This is a genomic window from Rhodobium orientis (assembly GCF_003258835.1).
In the GTDB taxonomy this organism is placed as follows: domain Bacteria; phylum Pseudomonadota; class Alphaproteobacteria; order Rhizobiales; family Rhodobiaceae; genus Rhodobium; species Rhodobium orientis.
The window spans coordinates 18,406-36,104 of record NZ_NPEV01000013.1; the positions used below are offsets into that span (position 1 = coordinate 18,406).

General features: G+C 66.6%; 13 protein-coding genes. 8 read left to right on the forward strand and 5 right to left on the reverse strand.

Annotated elements, in window-relative coordinates:
• Positions 1-91: 91 nt before the first annotated feature.
• Both CH339_RS08355 and CH339_RS08360 read left to right on the forward strand, forming a co-directional pair.
• A complete protein-coding gene (locus CH339_RS08355; protein WP_111433948.1) occupies positions 92-2,197 on the forward strand; it encodes a molybdopterin-containing oxidoreductase family protein in 2,106 nt (701 codons plus the stop codon).
• A gap of 111 nt (positions 2,198-2,308) precedes the next feature.
• Positions 2,309-2,614 (forward strand): hypothetical protein, encoded by a 306-nt coding sequence (locus CH339_RS08360; protein WP_111433892.1) that lies wholly within the window; start codon positions 2,309-2,311, stop codon positions 2,612-2,614.
• A gap of 30 nt (positions 2,615-2,644) precedes the next feature.
• Here CH339_RS08360 and purN read toward each other — a convergent pair whose 3' ends face one another.
• Positions 2,645-3,325 (reverse strand): phosphoribosylglycinamide formyltransferase, encoded by a 681-nt coding sequence (gene purN, locus CH339_RS08365; RefSeq protein WP_111433893.1) that lies wholly within the window; start codon positions 3,323-3,325, stop codon positions 2,645-2,647.
• Complete coding sequence (purM, locus tag CH339_RS08370) at positions 3,322-4,431, reverse strand: phosphoribosylformylglycinamidine cyclo-ligase (RefSeq protein WP_111433949.1); 1,110 nt, start codon at positions 4,429-4,431, stop codon at positions 3,322-3,324. Before purM ends, purN begins: the two co-directional genes overlap by 4 nt.
• A 210-nt stretch (positions 4,432-4,641) precedes the next feature.
• On the opposite strand from purM, the gene CH339_RS08375 reads away from it, so the two are divergent.
• The 5 genes from CH339_RS08375 (at position 4,642) to CH339_RS08395 (ending at position 10,837) form a co-directional block, all read left to right on the forward strand.
• Entirely contained in the window at positions 4,642-5,226 is a 585-nt protein-coding gene (locus CH339_RS08375) for a CDP-alcohol phosphatidyltransferase family protein (RefSeq protein WP_306461172.1), read from the forward strand.
• Complete coding sequence (locus tag CH339_RS08380; RefSeq protein WP_111433895.1) at positions 5,223-6,308, forward strand: AI-2E family transporter; 1,086 nt, start codon at positions 5,223-5,225, stop codon at positions 6,306-6,308. The genes CH339_RS08375 and CH339_RS08380 overlap by 4 nt, the downstream gene beginning before the upstream one ends.
• Positions 6,305-7,033, forward strand: a complete 729-nt coding sequence (locus tag CH339_RS08385) for an HdaA/DnaA family protein (RefSeq protein ID WP_245408125.1) — start codon at positions 6,305-6,307, stop codon at positions 7,031-7,033. Before CH339_RS08380 ends, CH339_RS08385 begins: the two co-directional genes overlap by 4 nt.
• Before the next feature lie 85 nt (positions 7,034-7,118).
• Positions 7,119-9,323: an RNA degradosome polyphosphate kinase gene (locus CH339_RS08390; protein WP_111433897.1), complete on the forward strand. Its 2,205-nt coding sequence runs from the start codon at positions 7,119-7,121 to the stop codon at positions 9,321-9,323.
• A complete protein-coding gene (locus CH339_RS08395; RefSeq protein ID WP_111433898.1) occupies positions 9,320-10,837 on the forward strand; it encodes a Ppx/GppA family phosphatase in 1,518 nt (505 codons plus the stop codon). Before CH339_RS08390 ends, CH339_RS08395 begins: the two co-directional genes overlap by 4 nt.
• 16 nt (positions 10,838-10,853) lie before the next feature.
• On the opposite strand, the gene rnd is transcribed toward CH339_RS08395, so the two are convergent.
• Positions 10,854-12,044 (reverse strand): ribonuclease D, encoded by a 1,191-nt coding sequence (rnd, locus tag CH339_RS08400; protein ID WP_111433950.1) that lies wholly within the window; start codon positions 12,042-12,044, stop codon positions 10,854-10,856.
• A 111-nt stretch (positions 12,045-12,155) separates the two neighbouring features.
• Positions 12,156-13,388 (reverse strand): MFS transporter, encoded by a 1,233-nt coding sequence (locus tag CH339_RS08405; protein WP_111433899.1) that lies wholly within the window; start codon positions 13,386-13,388, stop codon positions 12,156-12,158.
• 285 nt (positions 13,389-13,673) lie between these two features.
• On the opposite strand from CH339_RS08405, the gene aspS reads away from it, so the two are divergent.
• A complete protein-coding gene (gene aspS / locus CH339_RS08410; protein WP_111433900.1) occupies positions 13,674-15,464 on the forward strand; it encodes an aspartate--tRNA ligase in 1,791 nt (596 codons plus the stop codon).
• A gap of 52 nt (positions 15,465-15,516) precedes the next feature.
• Here the strand turns inward: aspS and CH339_RS08415 are convergent, their stop codons facing one another.
• Complete coding sequence (locus CH339_RS08415) at positions 15,517-17,571, reverse strand: aq_1923 C-terminal domain (protein WP_111433901.1); 2,055 nt, start codon at positions 17,569-17,571, stop codon at positions 15,517-15,519.
• Positions 17,572-17,699 lie beyond the last annotated feature (128 nt).

The following is a 17,699-nucleotide window of genomic DNA, read 5'->3' on the forward strand; positions in this document are numbered from 1 at the left end:
TTGTGCGATCCCGCATGTGTCGGTGCCCTTTGAACAGGGACCCACCGACGGCTCCGGCCATCGCGGGGCCGCATGCCAATCGGAGGCCGAGATGCCGAGCGAGACCTTTCCCCGGACGGTGCCGTCCGCCTGTCCCCACGACTGTCCGTCGACCTGCGCGCTGGAGGTGGAGGTGCTGGCGCCGGACAGGATCGGCCGGGTGCGGGGCGCGCCCGACAATCCCTATACGGCCGGTGTCATCTGCGCCAAGGTCGCGCGCTATGCGGAACGGCTGCACCACCCGGACCGATTGACAAGGCCCCTGCGCCGGATTGGCGCCAAGGGCGAGGGCCGGTTCGAGGAGATCTCCTTCGAGGCCGCCCTCGACATCACCGCCGAGGCGCTTCTGAAGGCAGAAAGCCGACACGGCCCGGAGGCCGTCTGGCCGTACTACTATGCCGGCACCATGGGCCTGGTGCAGCGCGACAGCATCTTCCGGCTGCGCTTTGAGAAACGCTATTCGCGGCAATACGACACGGTCTGCTCCATGGCCGCCCAGACCGGCTATGCCGCCGGCACCGGGCGCGTCGCCGGTCCCGATCCGCGCGAGATGGCGAAATCCGACTGCGTCGTCATCTGGGGCACCAATCCGGTCGCCACCCAGGTCAACGTCATGACCCATGCGGTGACGGCCAGAAAGACCCGCGGGGCCAAGATCGCCGCCGTCGACATCTACCGGACCGAGACGGCGAAACAGGCCGATCTTGCCCTGATCATCCGGCCGGGGACCGATGCGGCGCTCGCCTGCGCCATCATGCATATCCTCTTTCGCGACGGCCACGCCGACCGGGAGTATCTTTCCCGCTACGCCGATGCGCCGGAGCCCTTCGAGGCGCATCTGGCCGACAAGACGCCGGAATGGGCGGCGGATATCTGCGGCGTCACCATCGAGGAGATCGAAGCGCTTGCAGCGCTCATCGGGAATAACAAAAAAACCTATTTCCGCACCGGCTATGGTTTCACCCGAGGGCGCACCGGCTCCGTCTCCATGCATGCGGTGATTTCCATCCCGACGGTGACGGGAGCCTGGGCCCATGAAGGGGGTGGCGCGTTCCTCTCCAACAGCGCCATCTTCAAGCTAGACAAGTCGATGATCATGGGAACCGAGCTTCTCGACACCTCGGTGCGCAATCTCGACCAGTCGCAGATCGGCCGGGTGCTGACGGGCGATGCCGAGGCCCTGCGCGGCGGCCCGCCGGTCGAGGCGCTCTTCATCCAGAACACCAACCCGGTCTGCATCGCGCCGGAATCGGCGAAGGTCCGGGATGGTTTCCTGCGCGAGGATCTGTTCACCTGTGTCCACGAACAGTTCCTGACCGATACGGCGAAGATGGCCGATATCGTGCTGCCGGCAACCATGTTCCTGGAGCACGACGACGTCTACCAGGCCGGTGGCCAGCAGCATCTCCTGTTCGGGGGAGCGCAGGTCGAGGCGCCGGGCGAATGCCGCTCGAATGTCGAGGTCCTCGCCGGCCTTGCCGAGCGGCTCGGCCTGGAACATCCCGGCTTTGCCATGAGCGCGCGCGAGCACGTCGACTGGCTGCTGCAGCACTCCGGCCTCGGCACGCTTGACGAGCTGGAAGAAACGCGCTGGATCGATTGCCAGCCGGCCTTCGAGCGTGCGCACTTCACCGAAGGCTTCGCCCATCCGGACGGCAAATTCCGGTTCAAGCCCGGCTGGGACAACGTCCATTTCGGCCCGGCCGAAGGGCTGCACGGCGCTTGGGACGCCCTGCCGGAATTTCCCGATTTCGTTCCGGTGATCGAGACGACGGACGCCGACCATCCGTTCCGGCTGGCGACATCGCCGGCGCGCTCCTTCCTCAACACTTCCTTCACCGAGACGCCGTCGTCGACAAAACGCGAGGGCCGGCCCGAGGTGATGGTCCATGAGGACGACGCCAAGGGCGCCGGCATTGCGGACGGCGACCTCGTCACCCTCGGCAACACCCGAGGCGCGGTGCGGCTCCACGCGCGGATCGCCGATGCGGTGAGGCCGGGTGTCCTCATCGTGGAGAGCATCTGGCCGAACGGCGCCTTCGTCGACGGCATCGGCATCAACGTCCTCATCGGCGCCGATCCGATCGCGCCCCATGGCGGCGCGGCGTTCCACGATGCCAAGGTGTGGCTGAAAAAAGTCGTCGAAAAAGCGGCGTGAGGCGTTTGCGAACCGGTAACCGGTGCCTACCTTAGGGAAGCCGGAGGCGCCGCACAGTTGCGCGTTTCCGGCGGTGAGTTTCAGGCATGCAAGCGGAATAAGGAGCGGTGGATGCGGCTTTCCCTGTTGGCACTAGGCGGCGCGGCTGTTGTCGGGCTCGCCATCTTCGGCGGCCCTGACGAGGCCCGGGCTGCCGGACGCGAGGACCTTCGCGTGAAGATGGTCGACGAATGTGTGTTCGATCTCTGGAAACGGCCGGACCAGCGGGAGTCGGCGGCAACGCGCTGCAAATGCGCGGCGAGTTCTGCCGTTAAGAAGCTCTCCGCGGCCGACATCGCCGACGAGCCGTTCTTCGGCGACGGGCTGACCTCGACCCAGAGCGATGCCCTGAAGGCCTCTCTGAAGTCCTGCAACTAACGATCCCGCACATGGCGACGGTCGCCGCGGTCAATGCCCGTCGGGAGAGAATTTTCCCCTCGGCCAGATCAGCGCCGGCGGCAACGCTCCGTCCTCTTCCGGCTCGACGATGACCCGGTGCTCGACGACGCGCGTGCGGCCGCTGGCAACCAGCGCCAGCGCCGCCGGATAGAGCTCGTGCTCGGCCGCGAGCACCCGGGCGGCCAGCGTCTCCTCGGTGTCGCTGGAAAGCACCGGCACGGCGCCTTGCGCGATCAGCGGTCCGGCATCCATCTCCGGCCGCACGAAATGGACGCTGCAGCCGTGCAGCTTGACACCGGCCGCAAGGGCCCTGAGGTGGGTGTCGAGGCCCTTGAAGGAGGGCAGCAGCGAGGGGTGGATGTTGATCAGCCGGTCGCGCCACTTCTCCGCAAACCCTGCCGTCAGCAGCCGCATGAAGCCGGCAAGGCAGACGACGTCCGGCCGGAACGCGTCGATGGCCGCGTTGAGCTTTTCTTCGAACGCCTCGCGGCTGTCGAAATCCTTGTGGTCGACCACGTCCGTCGCAATCCCGGCGCTGCGCGCGGTCTCAAGCCCCCCCGCATTCGGCCGGTTGGAGATCACGGCGACGATCTCGGCCGGGTAGGCGGGGTCCTTGGCGGCCCCGATGAGCGCGGCCATGTTGGAGCCGCGCCCGGAAATCAGCACGACGACGCGGGCGCGATCGCTCATTGTGCCGAACCGGTTTCCGGAAAGGAGAGGGCGCCGTCATAGACGACCGGGACGCCTGCTTGCGCGTCCGGCCCGCCGAGGCAGCGGCCGATCACCTCGGCCCGCTCGCCGGCAATGGTCAGTGCGTCGAGGACGGCATCGGCGGCGCCCGGCGAGACCACCATGACCATGCCGACGCCGCAATTGAAGGTCGTCAGCATTTCGGCGTCGGCGATGGTGCCGAGGTCGCGCAGCCAGGAAAAGACGGGAAGGACGGCGACGCGGTCGAGGTCGATCCGCGCCGTGGTTCCCTCCGGCAGCACCCGCGGCAGGTTCTCCGTCAGGCCGCCGCCGGTGATGTGGGCGAGCGCCTTGACCCCGCCGGAGGCGGCATGGATCGCGGCAAGGGCGGAGCGCACATAGATACGTGTCGGCTCAAGCAGTGCCTCGCCGAGGCTGCGCGAGCTATCGAACGGGGCGGGATCGTCGAAGGAGAGGCCGTTGTCGGTGACGATCTTGCGGACCAGCGAAAAGCCGTTGGAGTGGATGCCGCTGGAGGCAATGCCGATGAGGACGTCGCCCGAGTCGATATCGGTGCGCGGCAGGAGCGCCTCGCGCTCCGCGGCGCCGACGGCAAAGCCGGCAAGGTCGAAGTCCTTGGCCGCGTACATGCCCGGCATTTCCGCCGTCTCACCGCCGATCAACGCGCAGCCGGCCTGGCGGCAGCCCTCCGCGATTCCCTCGACCACCGTTGCCGCCTCATCCGTGGCGAGCTTGCCGCAGGCGTAATAGTCGAGGAAGAACAGTGGCTCGGCGCCCTGGACGACGAGGTCGTTGACGCACATGGCGACGAGATCGACGCCGACGGTCTGGAGCCGTCCGGTCTCGATCGCGATCTTCAGCTTGGTGCCGACGCCGTCGGTGGCGGCGATCAGTACCGGGTCCTTGAGGCCCGTCGCTGCCAGGTCGAAGGCGCCGCCGAAACCGCCGATGGAGCCGTCGGCGCCAGGGCGCGCCGTTGAGCGCACGGCCGGCCCTATCGCCTTGACGAAGGCGTTGCCGGCCCCGATATCGACCCCTGCGCCGGCATAGGTGTAGGGGCTCTTGCCCTCGCTGGTCTCGCTCATGGCGTCTGGCCGATCCTTTTCTTGCGCGATATCGTCGCCGGCCCAAAACAATTGACGCGGCGCCGGGCATCCAAACATATGCTGCCTGGAAAGCAAGCCGCAGATGCACTTTCCCCAAGGCCGCCGTCAAGGGCATGGCGCCGGGAAAGCTGGGGGAGAAAAGCGGCACGGGAGGGAGCGGCGTGGGGGCGCGGCAAGGCAGTTGCAATAATGGACACTGAACACAGCGGATTGACGGTTCCGAACCTGATAACCGTGGCGAGGCTTTTCCTGGTGCCGGTGATCGTCTGGCTGATCGGGACCGAGGCCTATGCCGCGGCTTTCTGGCTGTTCGTCATCGCCGGTGTTTCGGACGGGGTCGACGGCTTCATCGCCCGCCATTTCGCCTCGCGCTCGGACCTCGGCGCGTATCTGGACCCGATCGCCGACAAGGCGCTGCTGGTCTCCATCTACATCGCGCTGGCGATGGTCAACGAGATTCCGTTCTGGCTGGTGATCGCCGTCGTCAGCCGCGACGTCCTCATCGTCGGCGGCGTCATGCTGTCCTGGATGATGGACCGGCCGGTGCCGATGCAGCCGCTTCTGGTCAGCAAGGCCAACACGCTGGCGCAGATCGTGCTGGCCTCCGTGGTGCTCGCCGATCTGGGCCTTTCCTCCGAGCTGACGCCGATCCGCCACCTGATGGTCATCGTGACCGCGTTCTTGACACTTCTTTCGGCAGTGGCATATCTCGTTGAGTGGCTGCGGCACATGACCGACGGCGACGATCACGGGCAAGGGGAGCAGACATCTTGAGCCTCGGTCGCCAGGTCAGTTTCTGGGTCATCGCGCTCGCTGTCACTGTCCTCATTCTCTGGGTGCTTCGCGGGATCCTGCTGCCGTTCGTGGCCGGCATGGTGCTCGCCTATCTGCTCGATCCGGTTGCCGACTGGCTGGAAAACCACGGCATCGGACGGCTCTTCTCCACTGTCATCATCCTCGTCTTCTTCATCATCGGCTTCGTCCTGGCACTGGTCATCTTCGTGCCGCTGCTCGGCCACCAGCTCTCCGGCTTCGTCGCCAACCTGCCGACCTATGCGGAAAAACTGCAGGCGCTGGCCGCCAATTTCCTCGACGGCCGGGCGGCGGAAACCCTCGGCATCACCACCGGCGACCTGCAAGGGCAGCTCGGCGACTTCGTCAAGCAGGGCGCAAGCTGGCTCGCCAGCCTCGCCAAGTCCCTGTGGAGCGGCGGCCAGTCGCTGCTGTCGGTCCTGGCACTGCTGGTGGTCACTCCCGTCGTCGCCTTCTACATGCTGAACGACTGGGACCGCATGGTCGCCACAGTCGATTCCTGGCTGCCGCGCCAGCACCGCGACACCATCCACCGGCTGGCCCGCGACATGGACGCCAGCATTTCCGGGTTCATGCGCGGCCAGATGATGGTCTGCGTCATCCTCGGCACCTATTACAGCGTCTCGCTCAGCGTCGTCGGGCTCAATTTCGGCTTCCTGATCGGCATTATCGCCGGCCTCATCAGCTTCATCCCCTATGTCGGCGCCTCGGTCGGCTTCGTGCTGTCGGTCGGTGTCGCCCTGATGCAGTTCTGGCCCGACTACACGATGATCGCCATCGTCGTCGGCGTCTTCGTCGTCGGCCAGTTCCTGGAAGGCAACATCCTGCAGCCGAAGATGATCGGCGAGAGCGTCGGCCTGCATCCGGTCTGGCTGATGTTCGCGCTGTTTGCCTTCGGCTCCCTGTTCGGCTTCGTCGGCATGCTTCTTGCCGTTCCGATCGCGGCCATGGTCGGCGTGCTCGCCCGCTTCGCCATCGAGCAGTATCTGCAGAGCTCCCTTTACCGCGGACCGCCGGGAACCGGCGGCGGGGAAGGGGAGTGAGCGTGGTCAAACGCCGTCCCGACGAGGCCGCGCAACTGCCTCTCCATCTGCCCCACGAAGCGTCCTTTGCCCGCGACGACTTCCTCGTTGCCGACTGCAACCGGGCCGCCTTCGAGCTTGTCGAGCGCTGGCCGGACTGGCCCTCCAAGCTGGTGGTGCTGGCCGGCCCGACCGGTTCCGGCAAATCCCATCTGGCCGATATCTGGCGCGAGCGGACCGGCGGCACGATCATTCCCGCCGATGCCCTGTCGCGCGCCGATCCGCTGCGCCTCGTCGAGGCCCGTGCGATCGCGGTTGAGGATGCGGACGGCGCGACGGGTGCGGCCGGCCGCTGCGACGACACCGCGCTGTTCCATCTCCTCAACGCCGCCCGGGCCGCCGGCGCCTTCGTGCTGATCACCTGCCGGCACTGGCCCGAGGCCTGGGGCATCAGGCTTGCCGACCTGAAATCGCGGCTGCGGGCGGCAACGCCTGTGGAAATCGGCGAGCCGGACGACGACCTCATCCGCCGCGTGCTTGTCAAACTGTTCGCCGACCGTCAGATTTCCATCGATGCCGCGGTCGTCAACTACCTCCTCGTGCGCATGGAGCGGTCGCTGGCGACCGCCAGCCGCCTGGTCGCGGAACTCGACCGCGAGGCGCTGGCGCGAGGGCGCGCCGTCACCCGGCCGATCGCGGCCGATGTCCTTGCCCGCCTGTCGCACGGCAATGGCGCGGAGCCCTGACGCCGCTGCGACGAAACGGTCACATTAACCGGGTAACCGACGGGGACCGGGTAACGGACAGGGATTGCGCGCAAAGGAGAGATCGATGGCCCTAGACCAGACAGCACCGCCGGCGTCCGTTGACGAGGAACAGCCCCGCGAAGACGCCGAGGCGCTGAAGACCTCGCCAAAGCGGTTCGTCAACCGCGAGCTCTCCTGGCTGCACTTCAACCGCCGTGTCCTGGAAGAGTCCGACAACGCCAACCACCCGCTGCTGGAGCGGCTGCGGTTCCTGTCGATCTCGGCCAACAACCTCGACGAATTCTTCATGGTCCGCTTCGCCGGCCTCAAGGGCCAGCAGCGCGAGAAGATCGAGACCCTCAGCGCCGACGGCCTGACGCCGACCGAGCAGCTGAACCTGATCACCCAGGAGGTGATGCGCCTGCAGACCGAGCAGCAGGAGCGCTGGGCGGTGCTGCGCCACGAGATCGGCGAGGCCGGGATCGACATCGTCGACGAGGCCGACCTCAGCGATGCCGACATCGACTGGCTCGACGAGTGCTTCCTGACCAGCATCTTCCCGGTGCTGACGCCGCTCGCCATCGATCCGGCGCACCCGTTTCCGTTCATCCCCAATCTCGGCTTTTCGCTGATCCTGGAGCTGTCGCCGACCGGCGGCGGCGAAGGGATGATCGCGCTGCTGCGCATCCCCCACAAGCTCGACCGGTTCATCTCCCTGCCACAGAACGACGACAGCGGCCCGATCCGGTTCGTGTCGCGCGAGACCGCGATCAGCCTCTTCACCGCCCGCCTGTTCCCCGGCTACGAGGTCCGCGGCAAGGGCTCGTTCCGGGTCATCCGCGATTCGGAAATGGAAATCGACGAAGAGGCCGAGGATCTGGTGCGGCTGTTCGAGACGGCGCTGAAGCGCCGTCGACGCGGCTCCGTGATCCGGCTTGAGATCGACCAGGCAACGCCGGAGGGGCTTCGCGGTTTCGTCGCCCAGGCGCTCCACGTGACGGCGGAAGACATCTTCGACGTCAATGGCGTGCTGGCCCTCAACGAGATCTCCCAACTGATCGACGTCGACCGCCCGGACCTGAAATTCACGCCCTTCGCGGCGCGCTTCCCGGAGCGCATTCGCGAGCATGGCGGCGACTGCTTCGCGGCCATCCGCCAGAAGGACATCGTCGTCCATCACCCCTACGAATCCTTCGACGTGGTCGTCCAGTTCCTGAAGCAGGCGGCCGAAGACCCCGACGTCATGGCGATCAAGCAGACGCTCTACCGCACGTCGAACGACTCGCCGATCGTCAAGGCGCTGGCCGAGGCGGCCGAGGCCGGCAAGTCGGTGACGGCGGTGGTCGAGCTGAAGGCGCGGTTCGACGAGGAGGCCAACATCAAATGGGCCCGCGACCTGGAACGGGCGGGCGCCCAGGTCGTTTACGGCTTCCTGGAGTACAAGACCCACTCCAAGCTTTCCATGGTGGTGCGCCGGGAAAGCGGCCGGCTCGCCACCTACTGCCACATCGGCACCGGCAACTACCATCCGATCACTGCCAAGATCTACACCGACCTGTCGTTCTTCACCGCCGACGCGGTGACCGCCCGCGACGTCGCCCGGGTCTTCAACTTCATCACCGGCTACGCCATGCCGGACCGGCTCGACCGCCTGACCGCCTCGCCGGTGCTGATGCGCAAGACGCTGACCGAATGCATCGACGCGGAGATCGCCCACGCCAAGGCCGGCCGCCCGGCCAGGATCTGGGGCAAAACCAACTCGCTGGTCGATCCGAAGATCATCGACAAGCTCTATGAGGCGAGTTCGGCCGGCGTCGAGATCGACCTCGTCGTGCGCGGCATCTGCTGCCTCAGGCCCGGCGTTCCCGGCATGTCGGACAACATCCGCGTCAAGTCCATCGTCGGCCGCTTCCTGGAGCACAGCCGCATTTACTGCTTCGGCGCCGGCTACGGCCTGCCGTCGAAGGAGTCGCTGGTCTATATCGGCTCGGCCGACCTGATGCCGCGCAACCTCGACCGGCGTGTGGAGGTTCTGGTCTCCATCACCAATCCGACGGTGCACGAGCAGGTGCTCGACCAGATCATGGGCGCCAATCTGCGCGACAACGAGCAGAGCTGGTGGCTGCTGCCGGACGGCGGCCACCAGCGCATCGAGCGCGCCGAGGGTGTGGAACCGTTCAACGCCCACAAGTATTTCATGACCAACCCCTCCCTGTCGGGCCGCGGCAGTGCGATCACCCTGCATTCGCCGAAACCGTTCGCCCGACGCAAGAAGCGGACATCCAGTTGAGTCCAGACCACGCCCAGGCCCAGGGCCGGCTCCACGATACCGAGCCGGTGGGCATCATCGATATCGGCTCCAATTCCGTCCGGTTGGTGGTCTATGAGCGCCTGACCCGCTCGCCGACGGTGCTGTTCAACGAAAAGGTGCTGGCCGGCCTCGGCCGCGGCGTCGGCGTCACCAACCGGCTGGCGGGCGAGAGCGTCGAGCGGGCGCTGTTCGCGCTGAAGCGCTTTCGGTTCCTGGCCACCCAGGCCGGCGCCGAAACGCTCTACGTGCTCGCCACGGCGGCCGCGCGGGAGGCCGAGAACGGCCCGGACTTCATCCGCGAGGTGGAAAAGATCACCGGCGCCAAGGTCGAGGTGCTCTCCGGCCGCGACGAGGCGGAGCGGTCGGCCTGCGGCATCATCTCCGGCATCTGGCGGGCCAACGGCATTGCCGGCGATCTCGGCGGCGGCAGCCTGGAACTCGTCGACATCCGCGGCGAGGAGATCGGCGACGGCCGCACCTATCCGCTTGGCGGCTTGCGCCTGCAGGACGCGGCTGAGGATTCCGTCCGCAAGGCGGAAAAGATCGCCGCCGACACGCTGGACGGCTGCTCGCTGCTCGACGGCGGTGCCGGCCGCGCCTTCTACGCCATCGGCGGCACCTGGCGCTCGCTCGCCCGGCTGTTCATGTTCGAGACCGGCTATCCGCTGAAGGTGATGCACCATTTCGCCATCCCCGCCGGCGAGGCCCTCGACTTCTGCCGCAAGGTGGCGCGCGAGGACCTCTCCGGTTTCGAGCACATCGACGTCATCTCGCGCTCGCGCCGGGCGCTGCTGCCCTATGGCGCGGCGGTGATGGAGCAGATCATCCGCCGCGCCCAGCCGACGGAAGTCGTCCTGTCCGCGCTCGGCGTGCGCGAGGGCCATCTCTACAAGCTGCTTTCGAAGAAGGAGCGGGCGCGCGACCCGCTGATCGCGGCGAGCGAAGAACTGGCGATCCTGCGCGCCCGTTCGCCGAAACACGCCCGCGAACTCGGCGAGTGGACGGGCCGGCTGTTCGAGGTGCTGGAGGTGGAGGAGAGCGCCGACGAACGCCGGCTGCGGACCGCCGCCTGCCTGCTGGCCGACATCGGCTGGCGCGCCCATCCCGACTATCGCGGCGAGCAGAGCCTCAACATCATCGCCCACGCCGCCTTCATCGGCATCGACCATCCGGGCCGGGCCTATCTGGCGCTCGCCAATTTCTACCGCCATGTCGGGCTGATCGAGGAAGAATTGTCGCCCTGGATCCGTAAGCTGGCGACGACGCGGCTGATGGAGCGGGCGCGCATCCTCGGCTCGGCGTTCCGCGTCGCCTATCTGATTTCCGCCGCCATGCCCGGCGTCATGCCGAAGACGACGGTGCGCCGCCGCAACGGCGATCTGGTGCTGGAACTGCCGAAGGAATTCGCCGACCTCGACGGCGAACGGCTGCGCAAGCGCTTCAGCCAGCTCGGCCGGCTGATGGATCTTTCGACCGAGGTCGAGATCGTCTGAGCGCGCGGCCCGGGCGCTATTTCCCCGCCCGGAGCTTTTCCCGCGGAATGCGCTTGCCGTTGCGCTCGGTCGCGATCACCCGCTTGCCGTCGAAGGCAAGCGCCATCTGGCCCTGCTTCAGCGCCAGCGCCGTCTCGCCGAAGAGCTCGCGCCGCCAGCCCTTGAGGGCGGCAACGTCGGCGTCGTCGTCGGCGGCGATCTTTTCCAGGTCGTCGACCGTGGCGATGATCTTGGCGGCAACGCCGTTCGCCTCGCTGACCAGCTTCAGGAGCACCTTCAGGAGATCGACGGCGGCGCTTGAGCCGTTCGGCGTCGCCTTGCCCTTGGGGATCGCCGGCAGGTCCTTGTCCGGGATCGCGTGCGCCGCCTTCACCGCCTCCAGGATGCCGCCGGCCGCGCGCGAGCGCTCAAAGCCGTTCGGCGTCGTCCGGAGTTGCCCGAGCGCCTGCGGCGTCGTCGGGTGCTGGGCGGCGATCTCGTAGATCGCATCGTCCTTGATGATGCGGTTGCGCGGCACGTCGCGCTTTTGAGCCTCAAGCTCGCGCCAGGCCGCGACCGCCTGCATGACGGCCAGGTCGCGCGGCTTGCGCACGCGCATCTTCAGCCGCTTCCAGGCGTCCTCCGGATGCACGTTGTATGTACCGACCGAGGTCAGCACCTGCATTTCCTCGCGCACCCAGTCGGCCCGGTTCTGCTCTTCCAGATTGGCCTTCAGGAACTGGTAGACGTCGCGCAGATGGGTGACGTCGGCAAGCGCGTAGGTGAGCTGCTTTTCGCTGAGCGGGCGCCGGCTCCAGTCGGTGAAGCGGTGCGACTTGTCGATCCTGGCGCCGGTGATCTTGTTGACGAGCTGGTCGTAGCTGATCGAGTCGCCGAAGCCGCACACCATCGCCGCGACCTGGGTATCGAACACCGGATCCGGCAGGAAGCCGCCGAGATGGTGGATGATCTCGATGTCCTGGCGGGCGGCATGAAAGACCTTCATCACCGCATCGTTGCGCATCAGCTCGAAGAACGGTTCCAGGTCGAGATCGGGGGCAAGTGCGTCGACGAGGACGGCATGATCCGGACTCGCCATCTGGATGACGCACAGCTTGGGCCAGAAAGTGGTTTCGCGAAGGAATTCCGTGTCGACGGTGACGAAGTCGGATCGGGCGAGTTCGCGGCAGCTTTCCGCCAGTTTTTTTGTTGTAACGACGATGTCCATAAGGTTGCTATAGCCCAGCCTGCGGCGCTTGTCTGCCACTCTGATTGAGTCACGCAGCTATACGCCGCAGTTTTTGTCCGAATCGGCGCGCCCGCCGCGCCTGCAACCCGGTTAGTGGCGCCTGCGGGCGGCCCGGCGGGCAAGCCGGACCATCGACGGCGATGTCCTGAGCAGCGAAACGAATCGCACGCGCCGCGATGCCGGCGAAGGCGGGGTCGATATCATCCGCATCAGGCCGACGGCGATCAGCGAGCCGTGCAGCACGCTGGTGTAGGTGAAGAACGCCGGTCCGCCGAAGCGCTCGATGATCGCGGACGCTGCCGCCGGGCCGACCGAAGCGCCGATCGAATAGAAGAAGGTGAGGCCGGCGGAGACGAGGATATAGTCGTCGAACGAGGCCCGGTCGTTGGCGTGGGCGACGGCCAGCGAATAGAGCGGCATGGCAAAGGCGCCGAAGAAGAAGGCGCCGGTATAGACGCGCAGCGGCGTATCGCCATCGACGACGGTCAAATATAGGCCGGCAACGGTAGCGCCGGCCGTGGCGACGAGGATGGCCCAGCGCCGGTCGAAACGGTCCGAGGCCCAGCCGAACGGGTATTGCAGGACGCTGCCGCCGAAGATGCCGGCGGCCATGAAGAAGGCTATGCCGGAAAGGTCGAGGCCGATGTCGCGGGCATAGAGCGGGCCGACCAGGCGGAACGCGCCGTTGGTGAGCCCGATGGTGACGCAGACGCTGCAGGCGAGCGGCGACAGCCGCCAGATCAGCGGCAGGTCGAAGCGAAAGGATTCCGGCGGCTTCGGCTGCGAGCGGTCGCCGAGCGAGACCGGCACCAGCGACAGCGCAAAGAGGATCGCGGTGATGGCGAAGATCGCGAAGCCGGAAACGCCGGTGGCGCCGATCAGGAACTGGCTGCCGGTGACGACGAGCATGTCGATGATGCGGTAGACGGCCAAGAGCCTTGCCCGGCTGGCGTCGTCCGCGCGCTGGCTGAGCCAGCTCTCGATGACGGTGAAGAGCCCGGAAAAGCAGAACCCCATGATGAAGCGCACGACCAGCCAGACCACCGGGTCCGGCGCCAGCACCAGCACCAGCGTGCCGGCGGCGGCGACTGCGGCAAGGGCGGAAAAGACGCGGATATGGCCGACGGCCTGGACCAAGCGTGGCGCGTAGATGCAGGCGGTGATGAAGCCGACGAAATAGGCCGTGCCGATGAGGCCGACGGAGGTCGTGCGGAACCCTTCCTCCACCGCGCGAAGGGCGATCAGCGTGCCCTGGATGCCGTTGCCCGCGAGCAGGATGGCGGCAGCGGTCAAGAGTGGGACGAGGGCGGAAAGGTTCTTCATCGAACGGGCCAGTGGACAGGAGTGCCGCGCCGATAACCTTCGCGGCGGCGCAAAGGGATAGCAAGCGACAACGGTGCTGCTCGGCAAAAGGCGACATATTTTCGTTAAAAGCATGGCCATGCCCGGCAATGCCGGCGCCCGGGCGCGCGACTTGACAAATCACATGGCCCATGCGCTTTTCGGCGCCGGTTTGCGGCCCTGTCGGCGCGCCTTGCCGGCCGGCCGTTTCGGCCAGTCGCGGCAACTGCGGCCTGGCCGCCTCAACAGCTGTTCCCGGGAAGACCCATGCATCCCTATCGAAGCCATCACTGTGGCCAATTGCGCCAGTCCGACGTCGGCGCCGCCGTCCGCCTTTCCGGCTGGGTCCATCGCGTGCGCGACCATGGCGGCCTGCTGTTCATCGACCTGCGCGACCATTACGGCCTGACCCAGGTCGTCGCCGATCCGGATTCGCCGGCCTTTTCGACGGCGGAAAAGGTCCGCTCCGAATGGGTCATCCGCATCGACGGCAAGGTCAAGGCGCGCACCGACGAGACCATCAACGAAAAGCTGCCGACCGGCCATGTCGAGGTCTTCGCGAGCGACATCGAAGTACTGTCCGCCTCGCGCGAGCTGCCGCTGCCGGTCTTTGCCGAGCCGGAATATCCGGAAGACATCCGCCTGCGCTACCGGTTCCTGGACCTGCGCCGGGAAACGCTCCACGCCAACATCATGAAGCGCAGCGCGATCATCTCCTCGATCCGCCGGCGCATGGTGGAGGACGGGTTCTTCGAGTTCCAGACGCCGATCCTGACGGCCTCCAGCCCGGAAGGCGCGCGCGACTTCCTGGTGCCCTCGCGCATCCATCCGGGCAAGTTCTACGCCCTGCCGCAGGCGCCGCAGCAGTTCAAGCAGCTCACCATGGTCGCCGGCTTCGACCGCTATTTCCAGATCGCGCCGTGCTTTCGCGACGAGGACGCCCGCGCCGACCGCTCGCCGGGCGAGTTCTACCAGCTCGACGTGGAGATGAGCTTCGTCACCCAGGACGACGTCTTCAATGCCGTCGAGCCCGTGCTGCGCGGCGTCTTCGAGGAGTTCGCCGACGGCAAGAAGGTGACCCAGAATTTCCCGCGCATCCCCTATGCGGAGTCCATGCGCAAATACGGCGTCGACAAGCCGGACCTGCGCAACCCCATCGTCATGGAATCGGTGACGGAGCATTTCCGCGGCTCCGGCTTCAAGATCTTCGCCAAGATGATCGAGGCCGACGAGAAGGTCGAGGTCTGGGCGATCCCGGCGCCGGGCGGCGGCAGCCGCGCCTTCTGCGACCGCATGAATTCGTGGGCGCAGGGCGAGGGCCAGCCGGGCCTTGGCTACATCTTCTTCCGCGACGGCGAGGGCGCCGGACCGATCGCCAAGAACATCGGGCCTGAGCGCACCGAGGCGGTCCGTACCCAGCTCGGCCTGAAGGACGGCGATGCCGTCTTCTTCGTCGCCGGCGTGCCGGCCAAGTTCGCGTCGTTCGCCGGTGCCGCCCGCCAGAAGGCCGGCTTCGACCTGAAGCTGATCGACGAGGACCGCTTCGAATTCTGCTGGATCGTCGACTTCCCGATGTTCGAGTGGAACGAGGAGGAGAAGAAGATCGACTTCTCGCACAACCCCTTCTCCATGCCCCAGGGCGGCGAGGAGGTGCTGGACGCGGTGATCGCCGGCACCACCAATGCCGAGGACGTGCTCGCCTACCAGTACGACATCGTCTGCAACGGCATCGAGCTGTCGTCCGGTGCGATCCGGAACCATCTGCCGGCGATCATGAAGAAGGCGTTCTCCATTGCCGGCTACGACGAGGCGGTGCTGGAGGAAAAGTTCGGCGGCATGATGCGGGCGCTGGAATACGGCGCCCCGCCGCATGGCGGCATCGCGCCGGGCATCGACCGCATCGTCATGCTTTTGTGCGGCGAGGAGAACCTGCGCGAAGTCGTCATGTTCCCGATGAACCAGCAGGCCGAGGACCTGATGATGGGCGCACCGTCGTCGGTCTCGCCGCGCCAGCTTCGCGAGCTGCACATCCGGCTCAACCTGCCGGACGAGAAATAGCCGAAGAAACGAAAACCCGGCGCCGACTGGCGCCGGGTTTTTGTTGCTTCCCCTAGTTGCCCGTCGAAACGCCGACGCCGAGGAGCTTGACCAGCGCTCCCGGGGCCATCGCCGCCATGCCGAGGATCTGGCTCGCCGGCACCGGCTGGTCCGGCTTTGCGACGACGGTGAGCGTGCGCGGATCGTTGAGGAAGTCGGTCGCGGCCGCAATCACCTCTTCCGAAAACGCCGGGTTCTGAAGCATCGCAAGCTTCTGGCCCAGTTCGGCGATGATCCTGTCGCGGGCCTCGACCGGGCTGATGCCCTGTTCCTCGGCGAAGTTGGCAAGGGCGGTCTGCACCATCCGCTCGTTCTGCAATTCGAAGCGGATCGCGCTAACCGAAAGGGTCGCCATCGCCGCCTGGGCTTTTTCGGGGTCCTCGAAGACGAAGCGCGGCACGCCGCCGATGGTGGCGTCGATGCGCACGCTGGCGATACCGTCCATGTCCAGGATGATCGGCCCGACGATGAGGTCCTTGCTCGCCTCGTCCCAGCGCAGGCGGAAGTCGCCGTTGCTGCGGATGTGGTCGAGCCCCATGGAGCGCAGCAGCTCCTGCGTTTGCGGCTCGTCGCGGAAGGCGGCAACCGGCAGCACGAAATTGACGATCTGCTCGCGCCAGTCCGTCGGGATCGGCGCGATATGGTCGCGCATTTCCGTCTTGTAGCGCTCAAGCGACACCGACATGCCGTCGGGACCGTCCAAGGAAAAGTCCTCGATTCCGGCGGTGCTCAGCATCGGGATCACATCGAGGATGGCGCGGGCCGGCGGGTTGCCCTTGTCGCCGATTGCGACCAGGTGCTGGATTGCGGCGGCGCGCGGGAAGACGAGGCCCTCCAGATAGCTCTTCTTCATGGCCATCCGGCCTTGGGCACCGGCGTCCAGTTCTGCCCGTTCGACGGCGAATTCTTCGAGCCCGTCGGGCGTCAGGCCGCGCAGCGCGATGCGCTCCACGCCCCCCGACACCTGGCCGGGGGCATTGAGGCGGATGTCGTCGATCGACATGCGGTCGATGCCGATCGAGCCGAGCACCGCAAAGCCGAAGGCCGCCGCTTCCTCCTCGTTCGGCTCCTCGCCGCGCACGGCGCGGTCGAAAAAGGCGAACGGCGATTCCGCCGGCTGGCGCATCTTGATGCCGTAGAAGGCCTGACGCGAGATGCGGAAGGTCACGTCGTCGCCGACCGTGACGACCGTGTCGGCGACGGTGGACTCGTCGAGAACGGTCTTCAGGTCCGGATCGGTCTCGCCGAAGAGGTAGTTCTCCGGATCGAGCAGGTCGATCGGCGTCTTGAGGTTCTGACCACGATAGGTGATTGCGCCGGTCTCGATGCGCATCTCCTTCGGCGGCTCAAGGTCGAAGCCGGGCGTGTCGTGGGGTTGCGCACTGGTGGGCCTGGGCAGGGTGGTCACGGACACCATGCGTCCGATGCGGGCATAGGCGATCCGGCCGTCCTTCATGCCGGAGCTCTCGATATCCTCGTAGGTCGTCACCTGCGGAGCCATATCGGGCTGTTGCTGGGTGACCGTCAGCTTGGCGGCGACGGACCGGCCGTATTCGAACCGGCTGACCCAGCGCAGATACGGGAAATAGCTGGAAACGGGCCGGTTGCTGTCGACCTGCACGCTCGGCATGTAGGGCCAGAAAAGGTCCTCGGCATCGGCGCCGGTCAGCGTACTGGTGGCGTGCGCCAGCTTGTCGCCGACGCCGAAACGGAAGCTCATCCGGGTGCCGTCGGCATAGTGCCAGGCGTCCATCCTGAACCCGTCCTCGACCTCGCGCAGGTTCCGGATCTCCACCGACGGCGCCTCGATGTCGATATCGAAGGTCGCTCCGCCCTTGCCGAACGGCAGCGACACCGGCCAGGAAATGACGATGTCCGGAACGGTGACGAGACCGCTGCCCGGATCGTAGTCGATGGGCCCGTGATCGGCGGTCTTGGCCCCGGCGATGCGCGCCTCGGAGAAGAAATCCTCGACGATGCCGATCGGATCGGCTGCGGCGGCAATCGGCCAGGAAAGCGCGGCGACGGCGACAAGGCCGGTCGACAAACGGCGCGCGGTGCGGGTCATTGAACAATCCTCCCCAGGAAGAGGTCAAGGAGGCGCCGGCTCGATCTTCGGGTTGCCGCGTCCTCCGGGTCGTGGCGGCGGGCGGAGGCGCCGGGGTCGTGACCGGCGCCTCCGTCTCTGTTCGTTTT